This is a genomic window from Tritonibacter mobilis (genome assembly GCF_001681715.1).
Classification (GTDB): Bacteria; Pseudomonadota; Alphaproteobacteria; order Rhodobacterales; family Rhodobacteraceae; genus Epibacterium; species Epibacterium mobile.
In genome coordinates, this window is sequence record NZ_LNWY01000015.1 from 1 (window position 1) to 21,153 (window position 21,153).

Consider the following 21,153-nt stretch of genomic DNA (forward strand, 5'->3'; position numbering starts at 1 on the left):
TGCGCAGCGGAATATCGAGCTGGGGATGATCGTAGAGATCCTCGAACCAGATCGTGCCGGTCTTACCCTGACGCGTGACGGAAACCTGCGCAATCTCAGGTTCGATCGCAACACCACCCGCCTGTGCCAGCATCGTGGCGAGCGTCCGGGTGGGGCGCTCAATCGGGTAGACGCCTTGCGCGCCGACCGCACCGGTGAGGCTCACAGTGGCCCCATCGCCCGCCATACGGCGCACCTGTACTTGCGGATCGGGGGTCTGATCTTCGAGCTTTTTGGTGATGGCTTCACGCAGCTGCTCGGGCGTGTTGCCGGAGGCGCGCACGCGGCCCGCGTAGGGCACAAAGATATAGCCCGCACCATCGACCTGCACTTCTTCCAGCAGGGTGGCATTGGCCCCTGCGCTGGCCAGCAGCCCGTCATCGACGTTTTCCCAGATGGTCAGGCCGAGGATATCGCCGGGGCGGATGATGTCGGATGTCAGAACCGAGGCTTTGGTGAATTGGTCGGAAAAGCCAAGTGCGGGCACCACAGCGGTGGCGCGCGCAACGCGGTCATTCACGGATACCACAAAGGCGTCGCCCTGTTTCTGGACGGACCCTGCAAAGATCTGACGTTTATTCGGGCCCACCTTGGGCAGCCCGCATGATGCTGCGAGGGCGACCGCAGCCAGCAAGGCCACGGGGCGCGCCCATCGTAAAGTCATGGGTTTCACTGCTCGGTCTCCTCGACCTATGTTTATTTTGCCTCAAGTTTTGCGTCCAAATTAGCGAACTGTCACGTAAAAATCCAGTCGCGCTTGTATTTGGAGTCAGCTCACAACCCGCAAGTGTTGCCTTGGTGCTGCTGTCCCGCGCAGGAGCGCATCATAGGGATCATCGGCAGAGAGCATCATATCCACCACCTGCCGCAGCAATTGCCGCCGCCCGGAGCGGGAATAAAACCCGCCGGGAAACTGCGAGGTTTCCAACAGATAGCGGCGATATTGCTTGTAGGCGCGGCCATCGGGGCGGGCAGGGGTGGCAAAGAACTCTGCAAGGCTTTGAGTCGAGGAAAATTCAGGCTTGTCATAGACCGCGCGGCCAAAGACCTTGAGCGGCAAGCCGCGCCAGAGCACCTGTTGACCGGCGGTGGAGTTGACGGTGACGGCGGTGCGGGCCTCGTTCAGAAGGCCTGCGAGCTTGCCTCCGCGCACATAGTGGACCCGCCCCTCGACGCCATGTTCGGCCGCAAGCCGTTTGAGCGCGCGACGGATCGGGGCGCGGCCATCCTCAAGCGGATGCGCCTTGAACACCAGATGATGGTGGCGCGGCGCGCCCTCGGCAAAGCCAGCGACCACCACCTCAAGGAATTCGGTGATGGTCGAAAAGGGCGAATGGGCCTGAAAGGCGCTGTCATGCTCCAGCTGCAACAGCGCCAGATGATAGGGAAAACCACCGCGCTTGATGCGGGCGGTGGCAAGGCGGCGGTGCAGCGCATGCAGCGGCATCATCAGCAGGCGGTTGAGATAGAGCTGGAATTCCTTGGTCACCGGCAGCGCGCGGTGGGGGCGGAAATTGCGGTAGCCCTGGTTCCAGAACATGACGAACCAGTGATAGAGCGCGCCGTAAATCACATGCTGGCGGGTGTCGCCCCAATGCGCAGGTGGCATCGGCATTTCCAAATCACTCTGCGCCAGTGCTCGCTCCATCTCGGCAACGGGCATCTGCATCAGCCGAGAGTTGCCATTGGTGCCATCACGTTCATAAGTGACCCAATAGGGGCGCAGGTAGCCCTCTTCGAAGGTGTGAACCGTGACGCCCCGTGTGCGTGCAATTTCAACCGCATGGGCGTGAATGGGGCGGGTGTCGCCATAAAGCACGATATCGGTGACGGCGTGGTCCTCAAGCAAGGCCGAAAAGCGCGCAGGCCATGCCTCTAAGGTGTCGCGAAAGGCGATGTAGTTTGACTTATCCGGCCAAAACATCCGGTCGCCCGTGTTAAAGCCAACCCGGCGCACCTCGCAACCGGCAGCCCGGAGCATGCGCGCCAAGGCCCCAAAGAACGGCCCATGCGGGCCTTGCAAAAACAAGAAGCTACGGGTTTCAGTCGATCCGTGTGTCGATCTCTTTGGCATCTGTGCTCGATCCGATAGTCACATGGGTCGGGCGTGGCCATTCTGATGCGGCCTGTCGAGAGGGTGTTTGATCTCGCCCGTGTTCACGCGTTCTGGTTTGTTTTACGGTGTCTTTGCTGAAAACCTAATCTTGGTAAAGTCTGTTAAACCTAAACTAGAGCAAAAGTATGACCAATTGCCTTATGGGGCACAGAGAGCCTCTTGAGCCGGAGGCGGGCAGGGGCTAGCTCTGGTGGGAAGGCGTCCGCAAGACAGGGGCGCGGCACTCTCAAGCGGCACTATCAAGGAGTTCGCCCATGTTTACCGGGATCATCACCGATGTGGGAACCATCACCGAGCTGGAACAGACCGGCGACCTGCGCGCCCGCATCCAGACGGCCTATGACACCGGCAGCATCGACATGGGGGCGTCAATCGCCTCGGATGGGGTGTGCCTGACCGTGGTGGCGCTGGGGCCGGATTGGTATGACGTGCAGATCTCGGCTGAGACTATTTCAAAAACCAACATTGATGGACGTGGCAATCACAAGGGCTGGTTTGTCGGCAAGCGGGTCAATCTGGAACGCGCGCTGAAGGTCGGCGACGAGCTGGGCGGCCATATCGTGTCGGGTCATGTGGATGGCGTGGCCGAAGTGGTCGAGATGCGCGATGAGGGCGACAGCACCCGCGTCACGCTGCGCGCGCCCAAGGATCTGGCGCGCTTTATTGCGCCCAAAGGCTCGGTTGCGCTCAATGGCACCTCGCTGACGGTGAATGAGGTGGAGGGCTGTGATTTTGGTATCAATTTCATCCCACATACCAAAGAGGTCACCACTTGGGGGGATGTCAGCGTCGGGGATCTGATCAACCTCGAGATCGACACGCTGGCCCGTTATGTGGCGCGCCTGCAGGAGAGCCTGTGATGTCGCGGGGCTCAGAACAGGGCACAGGGTCGATGCCGGGGCTGGGGCACAACGGTGGCCCCAGCATGGAGCCGGGCGTGCTGTGGCGCACCCATGCGTGGCGCTCGGCGCAAAAGAAACTGATGCCCAACACCATCCCCAAGCTGGTGCTGCAAATGCGCCTGAAACGGGCCGCCGAGCTGGGTATGGACTATCAGACCTATGCAAAGGTGCGCCAGACCTCCGGTCAGGATGTGCTGGGGCTGTTGTTTTCTGCCAATGCGCTGCGTCTGTTGCGCGACCCGCACCTGCCGGACCTTGAGCGCGCCGCACTGGCGCGCGTCGAACACGCAGGGCGCCTGGCGCTGATCTATCGCCCGCTCGCTCCGGAGGTGGTGGAGGCGGCCAATCCGGAGATTGATATCGCAGGGTCGGCTCCTGTCTTTACCGAAGGCTGGGGCGCGATGCGCGACAAGGTACAGAGTGTGATGCGTCAGCGTGGCTTGTCCGGGGCATCGGTCGTGGTGATCGGGGATGCGCCGCTGGAACGGGAATGGACCACAGCAGGCCGCGCCGCCGCCTACCTGAGCGCGGCGGAGTATTTTAAGAACGGCGCACACAACTAAGACCGGGGCGACCTCGTCTTGGCGCTCCGTTTGGTGGGTCATTTCATAATGTGCGACCTGTTGGCAGGCGTTCAAAGTAAAAGGGACGGCGCCGCCACAAAGGCGGAAATGGCCGGGGGTATCCCCCCGCGTGCTCAACGTTATCTCTGCACTGCTCCCCCGAAAGGGAAGCCGGCTCCTGGTGATGCCGAAGGTTTTAAATCCGGCGGATGATCGCGATCCCCGCCAATATACTGTTGTTTCCCTTAAGGCTGATAACCACTGCGTGCGCTTGGGGCGCAACGGGGATGCGAGGCGCTGCCTCGCGCTCCGGGATATTTGGGGTTAGAAGAAAGATCCGGCCCTCATATTCTTCTAACGACAAATATCCTGGGGTGAATTGGCCAAAGGCCAAGAGGGGCAAAGCCCCTGTGAGTGGTGCCGGTTGCGCACCCGCATGTGCCGCTTGCAGGGCTGGTATTTGCGCCGCGTGTGAGCTATCCCGACGGGGACAATCGTGGCGCGGACAGGTCATCCGACCCTGCGCCCCATCAGTGAAAGGCCAGTTGCAGATGAGCTATGAGACGCCCGGCCCTGTCGAGTCTGAGTTGCGCGACGCCATCAGCCCCATCGAGGAGATCATCGCCGCCGCCCGTGCGGGGAAGATGTATATCCTGGTGGATCATGAGGACCGCGAAAACGAGGGTGATCTGATCATCGCGGCGGAGTTTGCCGATGCGGATGCGATCAACTTCATGGCCACCCACGGGCGCGGGCTTATTTGTCTGCCGATGACCGCCGAGCGGATCGACCGGCTGGGGTTGCCGATGATGGCGGTGAATAATTCCTCGCGCCATGAGACGGCATTCACCGTGTCGATCGAGGCGCGTGAGGGGGTGGATACCGGGATCTCGGCTGCGGATCGGGCGCTGACCGTGGCCACCGCCATTAATGAGCAAAATACCATGGCTGCGATTGCCACGCCGGGCCATGTGTTCCCCTTGCGGGCCAAGCGGGGCGGCGTGCTGGTCCGCGCTGGCCATACCGAAGCCTCGGTTGATATTTCGCGCATTGCGGGGCTGGATCCTTCGGCCGTGATCTGCGAGATCATGAAAGACGATGGCACCATGGCGCGGCTGCCGGATCTGGTGGAGTTTGCCAAAACCCACGACATGAAGATCGGCACGATTTCCGATCTGATCGCCTATCGTGCCAAGAATGACAATCTGGTGGATGAGACCGCGCGCAAGACCGTGACCTCGGAATATGGCGGCGCGTGGGAAATGCGGATCTTTACTGACCAGACCCATGATGTGGAACACGTCGTGCTGATCAAGGGCGACATCTCCACGCCCGAGCCTGTGCTCACACGGACCCATGCGCTGCATGAGGCCTCTGACCTGTTGGGGCTGGGGCCAAAACCGGCGGGCGAGTTGCCCAAGGCGATGCAGCTGGTGGCCGAAGAGGGGCGCGGGGTGGTGTGCCTGTTCCGCCAGCCGCGCAATGCGCTCTATGCCTCGGATGAGGACGGGGTGCGCACGATCAAGCAAACCGGTCTTGGCGCGCAAATTCTCAATAAACTCGGCATTGAAGAGCTGATCCTGCTCACCGACTCGCCGGAAACCAAATATGTTGGGCTGGATGCCTATGGGCTGTCGATCGTCGGCACCCGTCCCATCCTGTCCAGTGACAGCTAAAGGAGGCCTGCGTCATGGCCGGACAAGAAAGCCACTACATCCTGCCGCGCCCGGAATTCGACAAACCGGTGAAGCTGCTGATCGTGGTGTCGCCCTATTACAAGGACATCGCCGACAATATGGTTGCCGGTGCGGTGGCCGAGATCGAGGCCGTGGGCGGCTCTTATGAGGTGGTCGAGGTCCCCGGCGCGCTGGAAGTGCCCACAGCCATTGGCATTTCGGACCGGGCGTCGAACTTTGACGGCTATGTGGCGCTGGGCTGTGTGATCCGTGGCGAGACCACCCATTACGACACGGTTTGTAATGACAGCTCGCGCGCCTTGCAGCTCTTGGGTCTTCAGGGGCTGTGCATCGGCAATGGCATCCTGACGGTCGAGAACCGCCAGCAGGCTGAGGTGCGTGCCGATCCCAAGGATCAAAACAAGGGGGGCGGCGCGGCGGCTGCGGCCTTGCATCTGATCGCGCTCGCGCGTAAGTGGGGCGCCCAGACCAAGGGTGTAGGATTCAAACCTGCCTCCGACTCTTACCGGCTCGCCTGATTTTAACAACGGATCCCTCGCTCATGACCTCCAAAGACGCCCCGAAACCGGGCCAGAAACCGGGAAAAAACAAGACGCAGGCGCGCTCTGCTGCCCGTCTTTATGCGGTGCAGGCGCTGTTTCAGATGGAGCAGAGCGACCAGAGCACCAATAAGGTGATCGTGGAGTTTGAGGATCATCGTTTCGGCGCGACCTATGAGGGCGATGAATATGCCGAGGGCGACACCAAGCTGTTTCGCAAGCTGGTGAACGATGCGGTGAATTATCAGGCAAAGATCGACCAGATGACCGATCGCGCGCTGGTGGCGAAATGGCCGATTGCCCGCATCGACCCAACCCTGCGGGCGCTGTTTCGTGCAGCGGGCGCGGAGTTTGTCGAGAGCGATACGCCGGTCAAAGTGGTGATCAACGAATACGTCGATATTGCGCGCGCCTTCTTCCCGGAAGGGCGCGAGGCGAGCTTTGTCAACGCAGTGCTGGACCATATGGCACGCGAAGCAAAGCCCGAGGCGTTCTGACAGTCAGCCTGTCAGACAGGGCGAAGAAACGACGCAAAACAGTTCTAATGAGGCGCATGACGATGGGTCCTGCGCCTTTTTTCATTGAAACCTGAGAGCTTAGCGCCAGTTCATAGTCCGATTGGCGCGGATTGCATGCTTTTTAATCAGCAATTTGCGTTGGCAGCAAAAAGCTGCCAGCTTGCAAGTACTGGACACCTCTGCCCGTCACAGGGCTGAGGCGGTCCTGCCCGGAAACGAAAACGCCCCAAAAGGGCTGCCAGAAACAGGAGGGGACATGTTTCACAAAGTAGTCGTGCCAGTGGACCTGGCGCATGAAGCCGCATTGCAGAAAGCTCTGCAAGTGGCTGCAACAATGGCAAAAACCCATGCCGCAGAGGTGTGTTATGTGGGGGTGGCCTCGGCCAGTCCCAGTGCACTTGCCCGCAGCCCTGCGGAATACAAGGCAAAGCTGGAGAGTTTTGCCCAGAGCCAAGCAGCGCAATATGCGATCAAGGCCAGCGCCCATGCCATCATGAGCCACGACCCGGCAACCGATCTCAATAAGGCGCTGGAGGCTGCCATTGCGGATCTGCAGGCGGATCTGGTGGTGATGGCGACCCATGTGCCGAATATCTCGGATTACATCTGGGCCGGTCACGGCGCCCATGTTGCAGCGCACAGCACCGCATCGGTGCTCTTGGTGCGTGATTGACTGACATAGAATTGAAACTCCGAAACGAAAGGCGGTACCTATGACCGACCAAACGACGGAAACGTCCGACGGCATTCCAAGCCCGGACGGCGCAGCACATATCATTGATACGGAATATGAAATCGGGCAAGACAACCTTGAGGGGTCTGTCGGTCCTTTCGGGTTTGACATCCACAACCCGGTGTTTGCGATCTCTGGCCTCGCGATTGTGGCCTTTGTGTTCTACACGCTTGCCCTGCCCGAACAGGCGGGGTCGCTGTTCTCCTGGCTGTTCAGCACAGTCACCAAGGGCTTTGATTGGTTCTTCCTCGGTGCCGCGAATATCTTCGTGATCTTCTGTCTGTTCCTGATCGTGACGCCCTTTGGCAACGTCAGGCTGGGCGGCACTGAAGCAGAGCCCGACTATAGCTATATCGGCTGGTTTGCGATGCTTTTCGCGGCCGGTATGGGCATCGGTCTGATGTTCTACGGGGTCTCGGAACCGCTGAGCCACTTTGCCTCTTCTATGGGCGGCACCGCCGCTGAGAATGGCGCGCGCACCGACTGGGCCCCCTTGGGCGGCGCGGCTGGAAATGAAGCGGAAGCCGTGCGTCTGGGCATGGCCGCGACGATCTTTCACTGGGGTCTGCACCCTTGGGCGATCTATGCGGTGGTGGCGCTGGCGCTGGCTTTGTTCAGCTATAACAAGGGCTTGCCGCTGACCATCCGCTCTGCCTTCTATCCGATCTTTGGCGATGCGGTCTGGGGCTGGGTCGGTCATGTGATCGACATTCTGGCGGTATTTGCGACGCTCTTTGGTCTGGCGACCTCGCTCGGCTTTGGCGCAACGCAGGCCAATGCGGGCCTCAATGAGCTGTTCGGCATTGCGGTTGGTCCGACCACCGAGGTGATCCTGATTTCGGCGATTACCGCAGTGGCGCTGGTGTCGGTGATGCGTGGTCTTGATGGCGGGGTGAAAATCCTGTCGGAAATCAACATGGGTCTGGCGTTCCTGCTGCTGATTTTTGTGCTGCTGGTGGGGCCGACCGTGTTCCTGCTGTCGCTGTTTTGGGATTCGCTGGTGGCCTATGTGCAGTTCCTGCCCGCGCTGTCGAACCCGGTGGGGCGTGAGGACGTCAACTTCATGCAGGGCTGGACTTCGTTCTACTGGGCGTGGTGGATTTCCTGGTCGCCGTTTGTGGGCATGTTCATCGCCCGCGTGAGCCGGGGCCGCACCGTGCGCGAGTTCATCATCTGCGTGCTGTTGATCCCGTCGATGGTCTGCGTGTTGTGGATGAGCGTCTTTGGCGGCACCGCGATCTATCAGGTGATCACCGACGGCTACACCGTCGCCCAAGAGGCAACGCTGGAGCTGAAGCTCTTTAAGATGCTGGACGTGATGCCGCTTGCGGGGATCACTTCGCTGGTGGGCATCGTGCTGGTTATCGTGTTCTTCGTGACCTCCTCGGACTCCGGGTCGCTGGTGATCGATACCATCACCGCCGGGGGCAAGGTCGACGCGCCGGTGCCGCAGCGTGCCTTTTGGTGCATCTTTGAAGGGGCGGTTGCGATCGTGCTCTTGCTGAGTGCGGGCGGTCTGCAATCCTTGCAGTCGATGGTGATCTCCACCGGTCTGCCCTTCACGGTGGTGCTGCTGATCATGTGCTACGCGATCCTGCGCGGCCTAATGAGCGAGCGCAAAAACACCTGAGCGACCCTGCACTGACAGACATGAGAGACGGCGCCCTTTGCGGGGCGCCGTTTTTTTATGCGTCGCGTCGTGCGGTTTGGGGAAATAGTCAAACCCGACGCGGCCAAATCGTCGCATCATCTTCTGTGCGCTGGACCGGGGGGCCGCTGCGCCCTAGATTTAAAGGGTAGCCGCAAGGAGAGTGTCATGCCTGAACTGATTAAGCTCTATATCAGAAGCGCCCTTTGGGGGCTGGTGCTGGCCGCGATTTTTGTAGGCATCCTGTTGTGGTTCAACATCGCCAATCTTGGTGCGCTGGTCTTTGGATCTGACGCGGGCGTCGTCGCAGTGCTGGCGCTGTGGATTTCCAATGCGGTGGTCTTTGGCGGCGTTCAGTTCGGCTTTAAGATCATGGCCATGGCGGAACGTGAGGACCCCCCGCGCGGTGGCACCTGGGTTGGGCCAGAGTTGCAAGCGGTGCCGGTCCCGGCCAAAGCTGCACAGGCCGGTCGCCCCACCAAACGCTGAGGGCTGGCTCCTCTGGGATTGGCTGAACACAGGCCGCGCAATGTCTTGCGCGGCTTTTTGTTTGCAGGCGTTAGCGTGGGAAAAGCGGCGGGAACCACCAGTCAACCGTGCGGCGTTGATTCCCGAGGACCTGTATGTACAGGTGGGCGCCAGGTAAACGGACCAGGATCCGGACAGAGCCAGCTCCCTCGGAATTGCTTAAGGCCACTGGAATGCTGCCTGTCACGAGAAGGGGAGAACCCGCCTTCGCAATAGGTAGTGCGGCGCGCGCCCGTGCACAAGGGGGCGCGTGGGGATGTGGGGCTTGATTTTTGTTCATGAATTGTTCACTTTTGGCGCATGGCAAATCAGCACCTCGATCAAGATGAGTTCGACACCCCCACACGGGAGGCGGTCCCGCCTGAGGGCGATGAGGCGACACTGGCCCTGCTGCAGCCGGGACAGCGTCTGGCGCGTGGGGTCGGCCGCTATCTGCGCTCGATGGGATTTGCCTCGGTTGAGGAATTCGTCCCCGCGCGCGGGCTGCGGGTGGATGTGATGGCACTGGGGCCAAAGGGCGAATTATGGGTGATCGAGTGCAAATCCAGCCGCGCCGATTTTCAGAGCGATTGCAAATGGCAGGGCTATCTGGAGTGGTGCGACCGGTACTTCTGGGCGGTTGACGTGGATTTTCCCACCGACCTGCTGCCCGAGGGCACCGGGCTGATCCTCGCCGATGCCTATGATGGCGAAGTGGTGCGTATGGCCCCAGAGCAGAAACTGCCCCCGGCGCGGCGCAAAAAGATGATCCAGAAATTCGCCATGGATGCCGCCCGCCGCCTGCAGCGGCTCAGAGATCCAAGACCCGGACGGGATGGGCTGCTGTTGTCTCCAAGCGAGGGAGAATGACCTGAGGATGGCCCAAGAGACCCGAACACGGCCTACAGATCAGGCCGTGAGGTCGATGGCGGCTTTGGCCGGGGGGACGATGTAGATGATGTCATTGTGCCCATCGAGTTGCAGGGCGAGCATCTGCCGTTGTTCCTGCGCCTCGGCGGCCTCTCGCTGGGGATTGCGCTCATAAGGTTCTGCGGCTGCGATCAGCGGATCGCTGGGCGGCGTGCGCAGCTCCGCGCCCTGAGTGGGGGCAGCGTCCGCCGTCAACACCCGTGGCACAGGGGCGCGGTCCGGGCGATCCAGCGCGGCGGCGCTGCCCGGTGCCTCAGACAAGGCTCCGGTCAGGCCGACACCCTCATCCGAGATCAACTCTGCAGATTGCGATGTGCGCGATTGGGTCTGATAGGCGTAGGCCTTCTGGGCGAGGGCAATCAGATCCGCACTGGCCCGTCTTTGGTCTTCTGTCAGGGGGAGGCTGATCACGGTGTTGGAGGTCATGCTCTCTCCTGATTGCGAAGGTTGTGGGGCCTCGCTGGGGGCCGGGGGGACGGTACGATCCGCGGCGGCGTTGGGCTGTGGGGCATCGGCTGGGGGCAGGCCGATGATGAAGACCCCGTCATCCATCACATAGATCACCCGTGGAGGACGCGCGGCAGCGCTGGTTTCTGCTGTGGCATCCGTGGGCGCGGCCGCAGGTGTTGCGTTAAGGTCCGCCGGGGCTTCTGCCGCCGACGGGAGACCGTCCGGCATCCTGCCGGACTGCTGCATTGCGACGCCGGAAGGATACACCGCAAGGGCGTCCTTGTCCGTCACCGGGGTCGCAGGCAAGCGGGAAACCTGAGTGCGCAGAAAGTTCAGCACTTTCTCCATGTGATCGACCGTATCCGAGATCTGGTTCATCGCGGATTTCCAGCCCGGCTCGGGCGGTTTGGTCACCTGATCGATCATTTTCTCGCGGGCGCGCCGGGCCTGAGAGACCTGATTTTGCAATTGGTTGGCGGTCAGCTTGTCTGAATTCGAAATGGAAAACGCGGCGGCCCGCGGACCATTCGCAGAGGCGATGGCGCTCGGTAGGGTCACAGCTGGTCCCAACGGCGGGGTTGTAAAATGGTACATCACACACGCTCCAAGTAGAAACTTGACGTTCATTAATCATTTGGAGGTAGAGGTTAACACGGCCCTAACTTCCGTAAACGGAACCCGTCAAATTCGATGGATTTTGCCGCTCTGGCAGACCGTCGCGCGCAGTTAGGCACGCACTTGCGGTAATTTAATGGGCGATTGTTGGATGTTATGATGTCGACAGCGGTGTTTTGGGCACAAAAAAGCCGGGCGCAAAGCCCGGCGATCCTGTCGAAAAAAGACGCGCTATTCAGGAGCTGACAGCACGCGCGGCCTGTGCCGCTGCACGGATTTCATCAGCGATTTCTTCGGCTTCCTCGGGGTCGAAGTCCATCGGGATCTCAAGCCCATCGGCTTCGATGAAAATGCGCACCATCCCGGCATCGGTCGGGCCGATCTGCATGTTCGCCTCAATGTCGCGTTCGGTATTGATCCCCATGTGCAGCTCCTTCGGGTTGCGGATCGCGGTAGGAACTCCTGCTAGCCTGCAAGCCCTTAAAAAGCAAGATGTCGCCTCTTGCCCACGCACGGCGCGCCCTTTGATTGGGAAAACAGGGGGTGAGAGGGAATCACTGCGGCCTCAAACGGGCTATTTCCGGACATCTGAACGGGCGCAGATCTATGCGGACAGGGGGAGGACAGAAGAATTTGCCCTTGCGCAAAAAAGTGCAAAAAACTTGTGACATGAGCTCTTGCACTCTGATTTTCTGTGTTGTAAATCGCCCCCAGTGCCGCCTTAGCTCAGTTGGTTAGAGCGCTTGATTGTGGATCAAGAGGTCCCTGGTTCGAGACCAGGAGGTGGTACCATCCCCTTAACATCATGTCATGAAACGGTTTTGCGCCTGTTGGCGACCGATACGGCCATTCGTAGCGACGCGTGGCCGTGCAGCCTGTGGATAGGGCTGCGACTTGGCTAGTCGATCTGAATGCTCTGGCGCAGCGCACCGGTTTCGCTGTCGAGGATCAGGATTTGATCGTCGGTGGTCACCACCGCCAGCCAGCCGGTGCCAAAGGTTACGGCCCGCGCCGTTGCGCCATCTGGCAGGGTAATGTCTGCCGGAAGCCGGGGAGCGGAGGTGTCATCAGACAAACGGATGACAAGCAGCGCAATTACCACTAGAACCCCGCCCACCATGATCACCGTGAGCGTGGTCACGAGGCGGCGCAGGAAACGCAGCTGCGCCGGTTCGGTAATGTTTTCAGGTTCGGAAGGATGAGTCATGGCCAGCCGCCGCATTGAATTTGTGATCGCGGACAACCCGCCCAAGCGGCTTGATAAAGCGATTGCGCGCGATGTGCCAGAGGAAGCGAACCTGTCGCGCACCCGTCTGGCCCGTCTGATCGAAAGCGGTGGCGTTGAGGTGGACGGGGCAGTGGCCAGTGACGCCAAGGCCCGCGCCCCTGAGGGCGCGCAGATCATCATCACGGTCGAGGACGCCGAGGAGAGCCACATCGGCCCCGAGGATATCGCGCTCGATGTGATCTATGAGGACGCCGACCTTATCGTCATCAACAAACCGGCAGGCATGGTGGTGCATCCGGCCCCCGGCAGCCCGTCGGGGACGCTGGTCAATGCGCTTTTGCATCATTGCGGCGCGGATCTCTCCGGTGTGGGCGGGGTAAAGCGCCCCGGCATCGTGCACCGGATCGACAAGGAGACCTCGGGTCTCTTGGTGGTGGCGAAATCGGACGCCGCGCATCAGGGGCTGGCGGCGCAGTTTGAGCGTCACAGCGTCGAGCGCTATTATCAGGCGGTCTGCTACGGGGTGCCCGACGCCAATGACCCGCGTCTGCGCGGTGTGCGCGGTGCGAGTTTTGAGCCGGGCAATATCCTCAAGCTCACCACCCAGCTTGCACGCCACAAGACCGACCGCCAACGGCAAGCGGTGTTGTTTGAAGGCGGCCGCCACGCGGTGACCCGCGCCCGCATCATCGAGGCTTTTGGTGCCCCTGCGACAGCCTCCTTGGTGGAGTGCTGGCTGGAAACCGGGCGCACCCATCAGATCCGGGTGCATATGGCGCATGCGGGCCATGGTCTGCTGGGCGATCCCACCTATGGCGGCAAGCGCAAGATCTCTCCCAAGGCGCTGAGCGCGGCGGGGCTTGTGGCCATTAACAATTTTCAAAGGCAAGCCCTGCACGCCGCCGTTCTGGGCTTTAAGCACCCGGTGAGCGGCGAGATGATGCGCTTTGAGGCCCCGCTGCCCGAAGACATGCAGGCCTTGATCGCAGCCCTTCGGATGCCGGTTGCGATTTAGGGGGAGGGGTACCCACGCTCTGAAGTTTGGAGGTGTGCGGCGAATGTCTTAAGCGGGGCATCTGTAAACGATGCTGCAATCCAAACGAATGGCCGCATTGAGCCCGAACTTGTTTATTTCAACACGGCACACGAATGGCAATGATTACGGTTAGGCACAAAACCTATGAAGGCAATCGCGCTTTGAGCAACGCTTTGAGCAGTCTAAAAGCAGTATCGATAATTTTTGGTTTTGTGAAATGACCAAAGACGAAGAGGGACTTGCCTTTTCCACGGAAGAATTGTCGAAGGCTTTGGAAATCTGCACGCATTCAAGTAGGAGTTCATTGACCGCAAGCGGCCAAAATCCGGGATACTTGTTCTGGCGCTCCCAACGTTGGATTGATGTTAGTGAGCATTTCGGTGACAGAAAGTCTAAGATGCTATTGGAGGCACTCGAAGTCATCTCTGACGACTTTCGCAACCTAGAGAGAGCTTTTTTGCTGAAAGCGCAGAACAAGGGTGACACGCGGCCTGCGTTTGATTGGCGCAAGCAGATAGTAATGGCTTTTGGAAATAAGTTCCCCGATACGCCGTCAAAGGTTCTGTCGTGTCTGGAGGCAGACTTTGCACATAGGCACAGATAGCCCCCATCGAATATAAACTAAACAACCAAGCCAACGCTTGACTAAGTGACTACCTAAAGCAGTCGTCGGCGTAGCCGCAGCGAAATGGTGCTTTGTCCCGCATTCCACTACTCCACCACGACTGATGGCGCGCTCCGGTCCCCACTGTTCCCGGCGCTTCGCACCTCACCCCGGTGGCTTGCCGCGGTATTTCACGGTTAGCTCGGCGGGGACGTCTTCGGGTTCATAGACCCCGAGCAGAATGCCTTTGCCGCGGGAGGCGCCGCGTCCTGCAATGATCTGCGCGTCTGAGCGGGTGATGCGTTGTGACATGCGCCGACCCCATTGGCCGAGGCGCGCATACATCATGTCGATCACCTCGCGATGTGTGGCGCTGCGGCCAAGGTCGTTAAACTCTTGCGGGTCGTTCTCCAGATCAAACAGCATTGGCGGCAGGCCGCCCTCGGCGTGCATGAACTTCCAGCGCGTGTCTGTCACCATAAAGAGCCGCGCATCGCGGGGGGCGATGCCGAGCTTCACACTCATCGGTGTGCCGGAATAGTCGTATTCGCTGATTGCGTAATCCCGCCACGCCTCGGGCGTCTGGCCATGCAACCATGGTGTGAGCGCGCGACCCTCCAGGATGTGATCTGCGACCTCGCCGCCGGCGGCCTCCACAAAGGTCGGGAGCAGGTCGATGTTTTCCACCAGCGCGTCGCAGGTGGTGCCTCGGGTGGCGTTGGCCTCGGGGCGGGGATCATAGATGATCATCGGCACTTTGACGGAGGGCTCGTGAAAGAGATCCTTCTCGCCCAGCCAGTGATCGCCCAGATAGTCGCCGTGGTCAGAGGTGATCACGATCATCGTGTCATCCATCCGGCCGGTGTCCTCAAGGTATTGAAACAGCCGCCCCATCTGGTCGTCGCATTGCTTGATGAGGCCCATATAGGTGGGGATGGCGGCCTGCCGGACTTCTTCGCGCGAGAAGGCCTGACCGATGGCATTGCCCATGAAGGCACCGTAAACGGGGTGGGGATCGTCGCGCTCTGCGGGGTCTTTGACGGCGGGCAGCACATGGTCCGGCCCGTACATGTCGTGATAGGGCGCGGGCACGATATAGGGCCAATGGGGTTTGATGTAGCTCACATGCGCGCACCACGGCCCCTCGGCTTGCTCAATGAACTCGATGGTCTTGGTGGTGAGCCACGGGGTTTCGCTGTCTTCCTCGGCAATATTCGCGGCCTTCTGCGCATTGGCCATGAACCAGCCGGAGGCCATCTCGTCGCCCTCAAGCCCCGCATTGGCAAAGTCGTGCCAAGGGTTGTGTCCTGCGTAGCCCTTTGATTTGAGGTATTCATTATAGGGGCTGCGTTTTTGGTCATAAAACCCGTCCGGCCCCTCGGCCCAGAGGCCATCGTCGCGGATCCAGACGTCAAAGCCGCATTCGGCTTGTCGTGCGCCAATCACGCTGTCGGGGCTGAGACCGAGGCGGGCCATGCCTTCGCTGTCGGCATTCATGTGGGTCTTGCCAATGAGCCAGCAGCCCATGCCTGCCTTGCGCAGGTGATCCCCCATGGTCCATTCGCCCACTCGCAGCGGCGAGTTGTTCCATTGCGCCCCGTGGCTGGAGACATAGCGCCCGGTGTAGCAGCTCATCCTTGCGGCGCCGCAGATGGGCGATTGCACATAGGCGTTGGTGAACCGCACGCCGCGCTCGGCCAGCCGGTCGATATGGGGCGTTTTCAGATGCGGATGACCGGCGCAGCTTAGGTAGTCAAACCGCAGTTGGTCGAACATGATAAAGAGGATATTCATAGCGCAGGCCCCACTGGTGTTTCACCAAAGAGGATAGGCCAGTGAAAGATGCGCAAAAACCCTTTGTCAAAACATGCCGCTCAGTGGCATGACGGGACATGTTGAAAGAAAACCGCTCTCTTGATCGTGGCATCGAAATTCTGGAGACCCTTGCGCGCGAGGGGGCGATGTCGCTTGCGGATTTGCACCGCGCCACGGGGCTGCCCAAGAGCACCATCCGGCGGCTGTTGCAGACTTTGATCGCGCGTAAGATCGTGCGCCGCTCGCTGGCGGACCAGCTGTACCGAACTTTGGTGGTGTTTCCCGATATTTCCGGCGAGGTGATGCCCAAGGGGATGTTGCATATGGCCGATGCGGCGATCCCACGCGCACTGGCGCTCACGAAGGCCATTGGCTGGCCTTCGGATATCCATATCCGCGAGGCGCGCGCGATGCGGATTATCGACAATACCCGTCAGGCCAGCACGTTTCACGTTCAGCGGGGCCAGATCAATCAGCGGGTGAGCCTGTTTGGATCGGCGGCCGGGGTGGCCTGTCTGGCCGAGATGACAGATGCAGAAATTGCCAAGACCTATGAGGCGCTGAAGCCCGATTTGCATTGGGGACCGGTGCGGTTCGGTATGGATCTGGCGGCATTGATGAAGCGGATCGAGCGGGCGCGCCGGCTGGGATATGCGGAGCGGTCGACGGCGCAGATCAGCGATCATGACTGGGATACCGACCTGCGTGCCATTGCGGTCCCGATCAAGGCGGGCGGGCAGGTGCTGGGCGGGCTCTCGGTTCTGTGGCTCAGGACCTATAAACCGGTCGAGGAGTTTGCAGCGCTGCATCTGCCTGCGCTGCAAGAGGCGGCCGCCGGGATCAATGCGGCCCTTGATGAGGTCTGGGAGGGCGGGGCGCTCTGAGGCGCACCCGACGCATGTCACAGCAGGCTTTCGGCTGCCTGTTTGGCGAGAAAGGCGCTGCGGTACAGCTGGGTTTTCACCGCGCGCCCCCGGTCGGGTTTCAGGTCGGTGATCGGCAGCGGCAGGCTGTCCTCTGACGCGCCGGAGAACAGATCCGCCAGCGCCCGGCCAAACATCGTGCCGGTGGTGATGCCGCGTCCATTATAGCCCACCGGGGAATAGAGCCCTTCGTCCAGCCGGTGAATGCGGAACAGGTGATCGGGGGTGAAGGCGATCTGCCCGTGCCATGCGTCCGCGAACTCCAGCGCGCCGAGGTCGGGGAACAGGCGGCGCAGCTTGCGCTCTGCCCAGCGGCGGGTGAGGCCCTCGGTGCCGCCCACCACCGACCCCATGGAGCCGATAATCAGACGCCCCGCCTGATCGCGGCGCAGCGAGAACATGATCTTGCCGGTGTCCCACAGGCCCTGACCCTCGGGCAGGATTGAACCGGCCTCGGCACCAAGGGGCTGGGTGGCCATCTGGAAGAAATGGATCGGCGTGAAACTCTGCGCCAGCCCCGGCCACAGGTCATTGCTATAGGCGTTGGTGGCGATGACAACGCGCCCGGCGGTGATCACACCGCGGTCTGTCTCCACCTTCCAGTCTGCGCCGTCTTTCTTCAGCGCACGTACCTTGGTCCCGGTGGAAATGTCTGCCCCGGCAGCCCGTGCGGCACGGGCCAATCCGCGTGCATAGCCCATCGGATTGATGGTGCCTGCGCGCGCATCCAAGAGCCCGCCGTGAAATTTTGCGGTGCCGGTCTTTTCGGCGGTCTCGCCCGCGCTCAGCAGGCGCACCGGCGCACCAAGCGCTTGCCAGCCTGCGGCGCGGGCCTCAAGATCGCGCAGCCCCGATGCGGCATGTGCGGCGTGGATGGTGCCTGCGCGGGTGGCCTCGCAGCGGATCTGATATTGCTCGATCAGCGAGAAGACATAGTCGGGCATACCGCCCAGCTCGCGCACCAATGCACCGCCATGCACCTTGCCCAGCATCTGCTCCACCTGTTGCGGTGGCAGCCACAGACCGGCATTGACCAGCCCCACGTTGCGCCCGGAGCCACCATGGCCGATCTCGGCGGCCTCCAGCACGTGACACGACAGCCCCTTGAGCGCGCCGTGTAGCGCGGTCGACAGCCCCGTGTAGCCGCCGCCCACGATGGCCACATCGACGCGGGCGTCCTGTGTCAGGGGATTGGCATAGGTGGGTTCCTCGGATGAGCGGTCCCACAGAGAAATCGGTTCGGAACGCGGCTGACCGGCGGATTGGGAAAGGGACGTGTCTGTGGTCACGCTGATCTCCTCGCATGTTCGGGGGCAGGGTCGGCGCATCAATGTACCGGGCCTGCGGGCGACACTGGGGCAGGGCAGGGCGGCTGTCAATTGCTGTGATCACGCACCCCGCCGCCGGGGCTGGCGTGGGCGCAAAGCTGCCCCTAGAGTGTTGGAAACACACGCCGCAGGAGGTCCGGATGGCACAGCTCAAGACAACATCGGCGCAGATGGTCGCCGCAGCCCGCGCCCGCATCGAGGAAATCACTGCGGCAGAGGCGATTGCCCTGCATGGCACGCCGGAAGTGGTGTTTGTCGACCTGCGCGATGTACGGGAACGCCAGCGCGTGGGGTTTATCCCCGGCAGTTTTCATTGTCCGCGCGGCATGCTGGAATTCTGGGTCGATCCCGACAGCCCCTATTTCAAAGAGATCTTTGCCGAAGAAAAACGCTTTGTCTTTCATTGCGCCTCGGGATGGCGGTCGGCCCTGTCGGTGGCGATGTTGCAGGACATGGGGTTTGAGGCCGCGCACATCAGCGACGGGTTTTCCGGCTGGCTCAAGGCAGGCGGCCCGGTGGTGGCTCCGGTCGACGAGGGCTAGCGTCCCGCCCTGACAGCAGGCCAAGGGGTTCATATCGCGACAAAAACGCGGCATTTCCGGGGCGCGCGTGATGGTCTTTGCGGGGTGCTGTGGCCCGGCTGCACTAGTGGCGCGATTAAGTGTTGGTTAACCAGAGAGGGCCTAGAGACACCAATAACCCACCAGCAGGTATTCAGATGATCCGATCCTTCGCGCTGGCGCTTTGCGCCGCGATTGCGCTTCCTTTGGCCAGCACTGTGCAGGTGGCGGAGGCGGCCCCGTCAGAGGCGCTGAAACGTCACCGGATCGGCTATGGCCACCTGATCGACAATGATCTGATCGGCGATGGCAAGGATCGCTGGCGCACCGGGTCTGTCGCCTCGTCGCGGATTTACGGCTACGGCTGGGACGGGCAGGCCCCTGCGACCTTCGGAGAGCTGCTGGAGCTGCGCTTTCTGGGCCAGATCATCGCCCCAGACAATCTGCGCAATCCGGCTGCGGGTGATCGGCCTTGGGCGGGGGCCCTGTCGCTGGGGCTGCACACGCATATGCAGCGCGGGTCACTGGAGATCTCGCTTGGCGGCGATCTGGTCTTTATCGGCCCGCAAACCGGGCTCGACGGGTTTCAGGACGCGCTGCATGATCTGGCCAACACCACGCGCCCGTCGGATGCGGTGCGCGATGCGCAGATCCTCAACACGATACGCCCCACGTTCGTCGGCGAGCTGGGCAAAACCATCACGCTGGGCCCGCGCAGCCGTCTGCGCCCCTTTGTCGAGGCGCGCGCCGGGGATGAGACATTGGTGCGAATCGGCGCGGATCTGACCCTGGGCACAGCCGGGCAGGGCGAACTCCTGGTGCGCGATCCGGTGACGGGCCAGCGCTACCGGACGATGTATGATACCCGTGGCCTGAGTTTCACGCTGGGGGGCGATGTGGCGCATGTGGCACAGTCGGTCTACCTGCCGGAAGGGCGCGGATACGCGCTGAATTCACGTCGCGACCGCCTGCGCGCAGGGTTGCACTGGCAAGGCGACGGGCGCGATTTCTTTTATGGAATTACCTATCTGGGCAAGGAGTTCTCTGGTCAGGACACAGGCCAGATCGTCGGCTCCCTGCGACTGCGCTGGACATTTTGACGTGGTTTTTACGCCACGGTCTCCGGGTCAAAAGCAAACCGGCACCGGGGATTAAGTCTTCCACCTAGGGGCCTGATTTGTTAACGCTTCATTAATAATTGAGATGAACTCAACTGAGGCAGGCTAGAGCGGATGAAGACGGGCTTTTGCGGCACGTTTGTCATCTCTTGGACGCAAACGGAAATTGATGGTCTCGAGGCGGCACCTGTTGCCGCACTTGAGGTGGGCGCTGCGTGGTCATGGCATGGGGACGCCGTGCGCGTGGACGGGCCATCAGAGCTGTTGCGTCTGGATATGGCAGATGGGGAACAGGACCTTCGGCGTCGTGCGGCGCGCACGGTGCGCCGCCTCGTGGGCGCCGCCGTGCAGAACCGCAGTGATATTCATGCGATTGATATCGATGACCCGGTGACGGACAGCAGCTTCATCGTGACCAACGGCGTACAAAGCTATACCGTCACCGTGATCGAAGCGGGCCGTGGGCGGCCTGCGCTGTTGATGTTTGTGGATGAAATCCCGCCGCGCAACACCGATCTCTGGGTGGTGCATCATGCGCTGGGATATCTCGGTGCGGATCAGGCTCCACGCGACCCCGGCGTGATTTGCTTTACCCCGGGGACACGTATTGCCACGCCCGATGGGCCAAAACCCGTGGAAACCCTGCGTGAAGGCGATCGGGTGCAAACCCGCGACAACGGCGCACAGGTGGTGCAATGGATCGGCGCCCGCCGGATGAGCGGAGCGCGGTTGTTTGTCATGCCGGGGCTGCGTCCGATACGCATCCGTGCCGGAGCGCTGGGTATCGATCGCCCGGAACGCGAACTCTTGGTGTCACCAGAGCATCGCATGCTGGTGCGCGGCCGCGCGGCGCGGGCACTCTTTAATGAGCCGGAGGTGCTGGTGGCCGCACGCGACCTGATCAATGGTCGCACCATCGAGGTCGACAGCTCCGTGCGCGAAGTGACTTATGTTCACCTGCTGCTGGAACATCATCAGGTGATCTGGGCCAATGGGGTAGAGACCGAGAGCTTCCACCCTGCTCATGCCGCCCTCTCTGCGCTGGATGACAGTGACCGCAAGCGCCTGCTGCGCCGTTTACCGGGGATTGAGCATGACCCCGCCAGCTATGGCGCTTTTGCGCGGCGCAACCTCTCGGCGTCTGAGGCCGCTATCTTGATGCACAACGCGGCCTGAGCGTAACCTGGCGGAGCGCCTGCGGCGCACAGGTTTGTTGAGATGCGAGGCGTTGCCTCGCGCTCCGGGATATTTCGGGTTAGAAGAAGAAGCCCGGCCCCCAACTCT

At 61.2% G+C, this 21,153-nt stretch carries 22 protein-coding genes and 1 tRNA gene; 16 read left to right on the forward strand and 7 right to left on the reverse strand.

Annotated features, from left to right (window positions below):
- Together UB90_RS15140 and UB90_RS15145 are read right to left on the reverse strand one after the other, a co-directional pair.
- Positions 1-703: polysaccharide biosynthesis/export family protein (locus UB90_RS15140; RefSeq protein ID WP_211267735.1), on the reverse strand; the 703-nt coding region annotated here is incomplete at its 3' end.
- 105 nt (positions 704-808) lie between these two features.
- Complete coding sequence (locus tag UB90_RS15145) at positions 809-2,113, reverse strand: capsule biosynthesis protein (protein WP_065326487.1); 1,305 nt, start codon at positions 2,111-2,113, stop codon at positions 809-811.
- A gap of 296 nt (positions 2,114-2,409) precedes the next feature.
- On the opposite strand from UB90_RS15145, the gene UB90_RS15150 reads away from it, so the two are divergent.
- The 9 genes from UB90_RS15150 to UB90_RS15190 all read left to right on the forward strand — a co-directional run bounded on the left by UB90_RS15150 (position 2,410) and on the right by UB90_RS15190 (position 10,132).
- Positions 2,410-3,015: a riboflavin synthase gene (locus UB90_RS15150; RefSeq protein WP_009176978.1), complete on the forward strand. Its 606-nt coding sequence runs from the start codon at positions 2,410-2,412 to the stop codon at positions 3,013-3,015.
- Entirely contained in the window at positions 3,015-3,620 is a 606-nt protein-coding gene (locus tag UB90_RS15155; protein WP_065326488.1) for a hypothetical protein, read from the forward strand. The genes UB90_RS15150 and UB90_RS15155 overlap by 1 nt, the downstream gene beginning before the upstream one ends.
- Before the next feature lie 551 nt (positions 3,621-4,171).
- Positions 4,172-5,296, forward strand: coding sequence for a 3,4-dihydroxy-2-butanone-4-phosphate synthase (gene ribB / locus UB90_RS15160; protein WP_065326489.1), 1,125 nt, complete (start codon positions 4,172-4,174; stop codon positions 5,294-5,296).
- A gap of 14 nt (positions 5,297-5,310) precedes the next feature.
- Positions 5,311-5,835, forward strand: a complete 525-nt coding sequence (locus tag UB90_RS15165) for a 6,7-dimethyl-8-ribityllumazine synthase (protein WP_065322784.1) — start codon at positions 5,311-5,313, stop codon at positions 5,833-5,835.
- A gap of 23 nt (positions 5,836-5,858) precedes the next feature.
- Positions 5,859-6,353, forward strand: coding sequence for a transcription antitermination factor NusB (gene nusB / locus UB90_RS15170; protein ID WP_005649465.1), 495 nt, complete (start codon positions 5,859-5,861; stop codon positions 6,351-6,353).
- A 277-nt stretch (positions 6,354-6,630) separates the two neighbouring features.
- On the forward strand, positions 6,631-7,047 hold the full coding sequence (locus tag UB90_RS15175) for a universal stress protein (protein ID WP_009176756.1): 417 nt from the start codon (positions 6,631-6,633) through the stop codon (positions 7,045-7,047).
- Positions 7,048-7,087: 40 nt separating this feature from the next.
- Entirely contained in the window at positions 7,088-8,737 is a 1,650-nt protein-coding gene (locus tag UB90_RS15180; protein ID WP_065326490.1) for a BCCT family transporter, read from the forward strand.
- Between the two features lie 186 nt (positions 8,738-8,923).
- Positions 8,924-9,244 carry a hypothetical protein gene (locus UB90_RS15185; protein ID WP_009176897.1) on the forward strand — a complete coding sequence of 107 codons (321 nt, stop codon included), beginning with the start codon at positions 8,924-8,926 and terminating at the stop codon, positions 9,242-9,244.
- A 339-nt stretch (positions 9,245-9,583) separates the two neighbouring features.
- Positions 9,584-10,132 carry an MmcB family DNA repair protein gene (locus UB90_RS15190; RefSeq protein WP_227512139.1) on the forward strand — a complete coding sequence of 183 codons (549 nt, stop codon included), beginning with the start codon at positions 9,584-9,586 and terminating at the stop codon, positions 10,130-10,132.
- A 39-nt stretch (positions 10,133-10,171) separates the two neighbouring features.
- Here the strand turns inward: UB90_RS15190 and UB90_RS15195 are convergent, their stop codons facing one another.
- Together UB90_RS15195 and UB90_RS15200 are read right to left on the reverse strand one after the other, a co-directional pair.
- The gene (locus tag UB90_RS15195; protein WP_065326491.1) at positions 10,172-11,236 is read right to left on the reverse strand and encodes a chemotaxis protein CheA; all 1,065 of its coding nucleotides are present in this window, start codon (positions 11,234-11,236) and stop codon (positions 10,172-10,174) included.
- 256 nt (positions 11,237-11,492) lie between these two features.
- Entirely contained in the window at positions 11,493-11,681 is a 189-nt protein-coding gene (locus tag UB90_RS15200; RefSeq protein WP_005642687.1) for a DUF6324 family protein, read from the reverse strand.
- Positions 11,682-11,972: 291 nt separating this feature from the next.
- Between UB90_RS15200 and UB90_RS15205 the strand changes: the two genes are divergently transcribed.
- Positions 11,973-12,049: transfer RNA gene (locus tag UB90_RS15205), tRNA-His, on the forward strand.
- Positions 12,050-12,155: 106 nt separating this feature from the next.
- On the opposite strand, the gene UB90_RS15210 is transcribed toward UB90_RS15205, so the two are convergent.
- Positions 12,156-12,464, reverse strand: coding sequence for a DUF6476 family protein (locus UB90_RS15210; RefSeq protein WP_065326543.1), 309 nt, complete (start codon positions 12,462-12,464; stop codon positions 12,156-12,158).
- Here UB90_RS15210 and UB90_RS15215 point away from each other — a divergent pair.
- The gene (locus UB90_RS15215) at positions 12,463-13,500 is read left to right on the forward strand and encodes an RluA family pseudouridine synthase (protein ID WP_065326492.1); all 1,038 of its coding nucleotides are present in this window, start codon (positions 12,463-12,465) and stop codon (positions 13,498-13,500) included. The two genes, UB90_RS15210 and UB90_RS15215, sit on opposite strands and share 2 nt — an antisense overlap.
- A gap of 238 nt (positions 13,501-13,738) precedes the next feature.
- On the forward strand, positions 13,739-14,125 hold the full coding sequence (locus tag UB90_RS15220; RefSeq protein ID WP_065326493.1) for a hypothetical protein: 387 nt from the start codon (positions 13,739-13,741) through the stop codon (positions 14,123-14,125).
- Between the two features lie 165 nt (positions 14,126-14,290).
- Here the strand turns inward: UB90_RS15220 and UB90_RS15225 are convergent, their stop codons facing one another.
- Complete coding sequence (locus UB90_RS15225; protein ID WP_065326494.1) at positions 14,291-15,919, reverse strand: sulfatase-like hydrolase/transferase; 1,629 nt, start codon at positions 15,917-15,919, stop codon at positions 14,291-14,293.
- Positions 15,920-16,017: 98 nt separating this feature from the next.
- On the opposite strand from UB90_RS15225, the gene UB90_RS15230 reads away from it, so the two are divergent.
- Entirely contained in the window at positions 16,018-16,824 is an 807-nt protein-coding gene (locus UB90_RS15230) for an IclR family transcriptional regulator (protein WP_065326495.1), read from the forward strand.
- 17 nt (positions 16,825-16,841) lie between these two features.
- Here the strand turns inward: UB90_RS15230 and UB90_RS15235 are convergent, their stop codons facing one another.
- The gene (locus UB90_RS15235) at positions 16,842-18,152 is read right to left on the reverse strand and encodes an NAD(P)/FAD-dependent oxidoreductase (RefSeq protein ID WP_065326496.1); all 1,311 of its coding nucleotides are present in this window, start codon (positions 18,150-18,152) and stop codon (positions 16,842-16,844) included.
- A 179-nt stretch (positions 18,153-18,331) separates the two neighbouring features.
- Between UB90_RS15235 and UB90_RS15240 the strand changes: the two genes are divergently transcribed.
- The 3 genes from UB90_RS15240 (at position 18,332) to UB90_RS15250 (ending at position 21,045) form a co-directional block, all read left to right on the forward strand.
- Positions 18,332-18,733 (forward strand): rhodanese-like domain-containing protein, encoded by a 402-nt coding sequence (locus tag UB90_RS15240; RefSeq protein ID WP_009176636.1) that lies wholly within the window; start codon positions 18,332-18,334, stop codon positions 18,731-18,733.
- A 176-nt stretch (positions 18,734-18,909) separates the two neighbouring features.
- On the forward strand, positions 18,910-19,851 hold the full coding sequence (locus UB90_RS15245; protein ID WP_065326497.1) for a lipid A-modifier LpxR family protein: 942 nt from the start codon (positions 18,910-18,912) through the stop codon (positions 19,849-19,851).
- Positions 19,852-19,983: 132 nt separating this feature from the next.
- Positions 19,984-21,045: a Hint domain-containing protein gene (locus tag UB90_RS15250; RefSeq protein ID WP_065326498.1), complete on the forward strand. Its 1,062-nt coding sequence runs from the start codon at positions 19,984-19,986 to the stop codon at positions 21,043-21,045.
- Positions 21,046-21,153 lie beyond the last annotated feature (108 nt).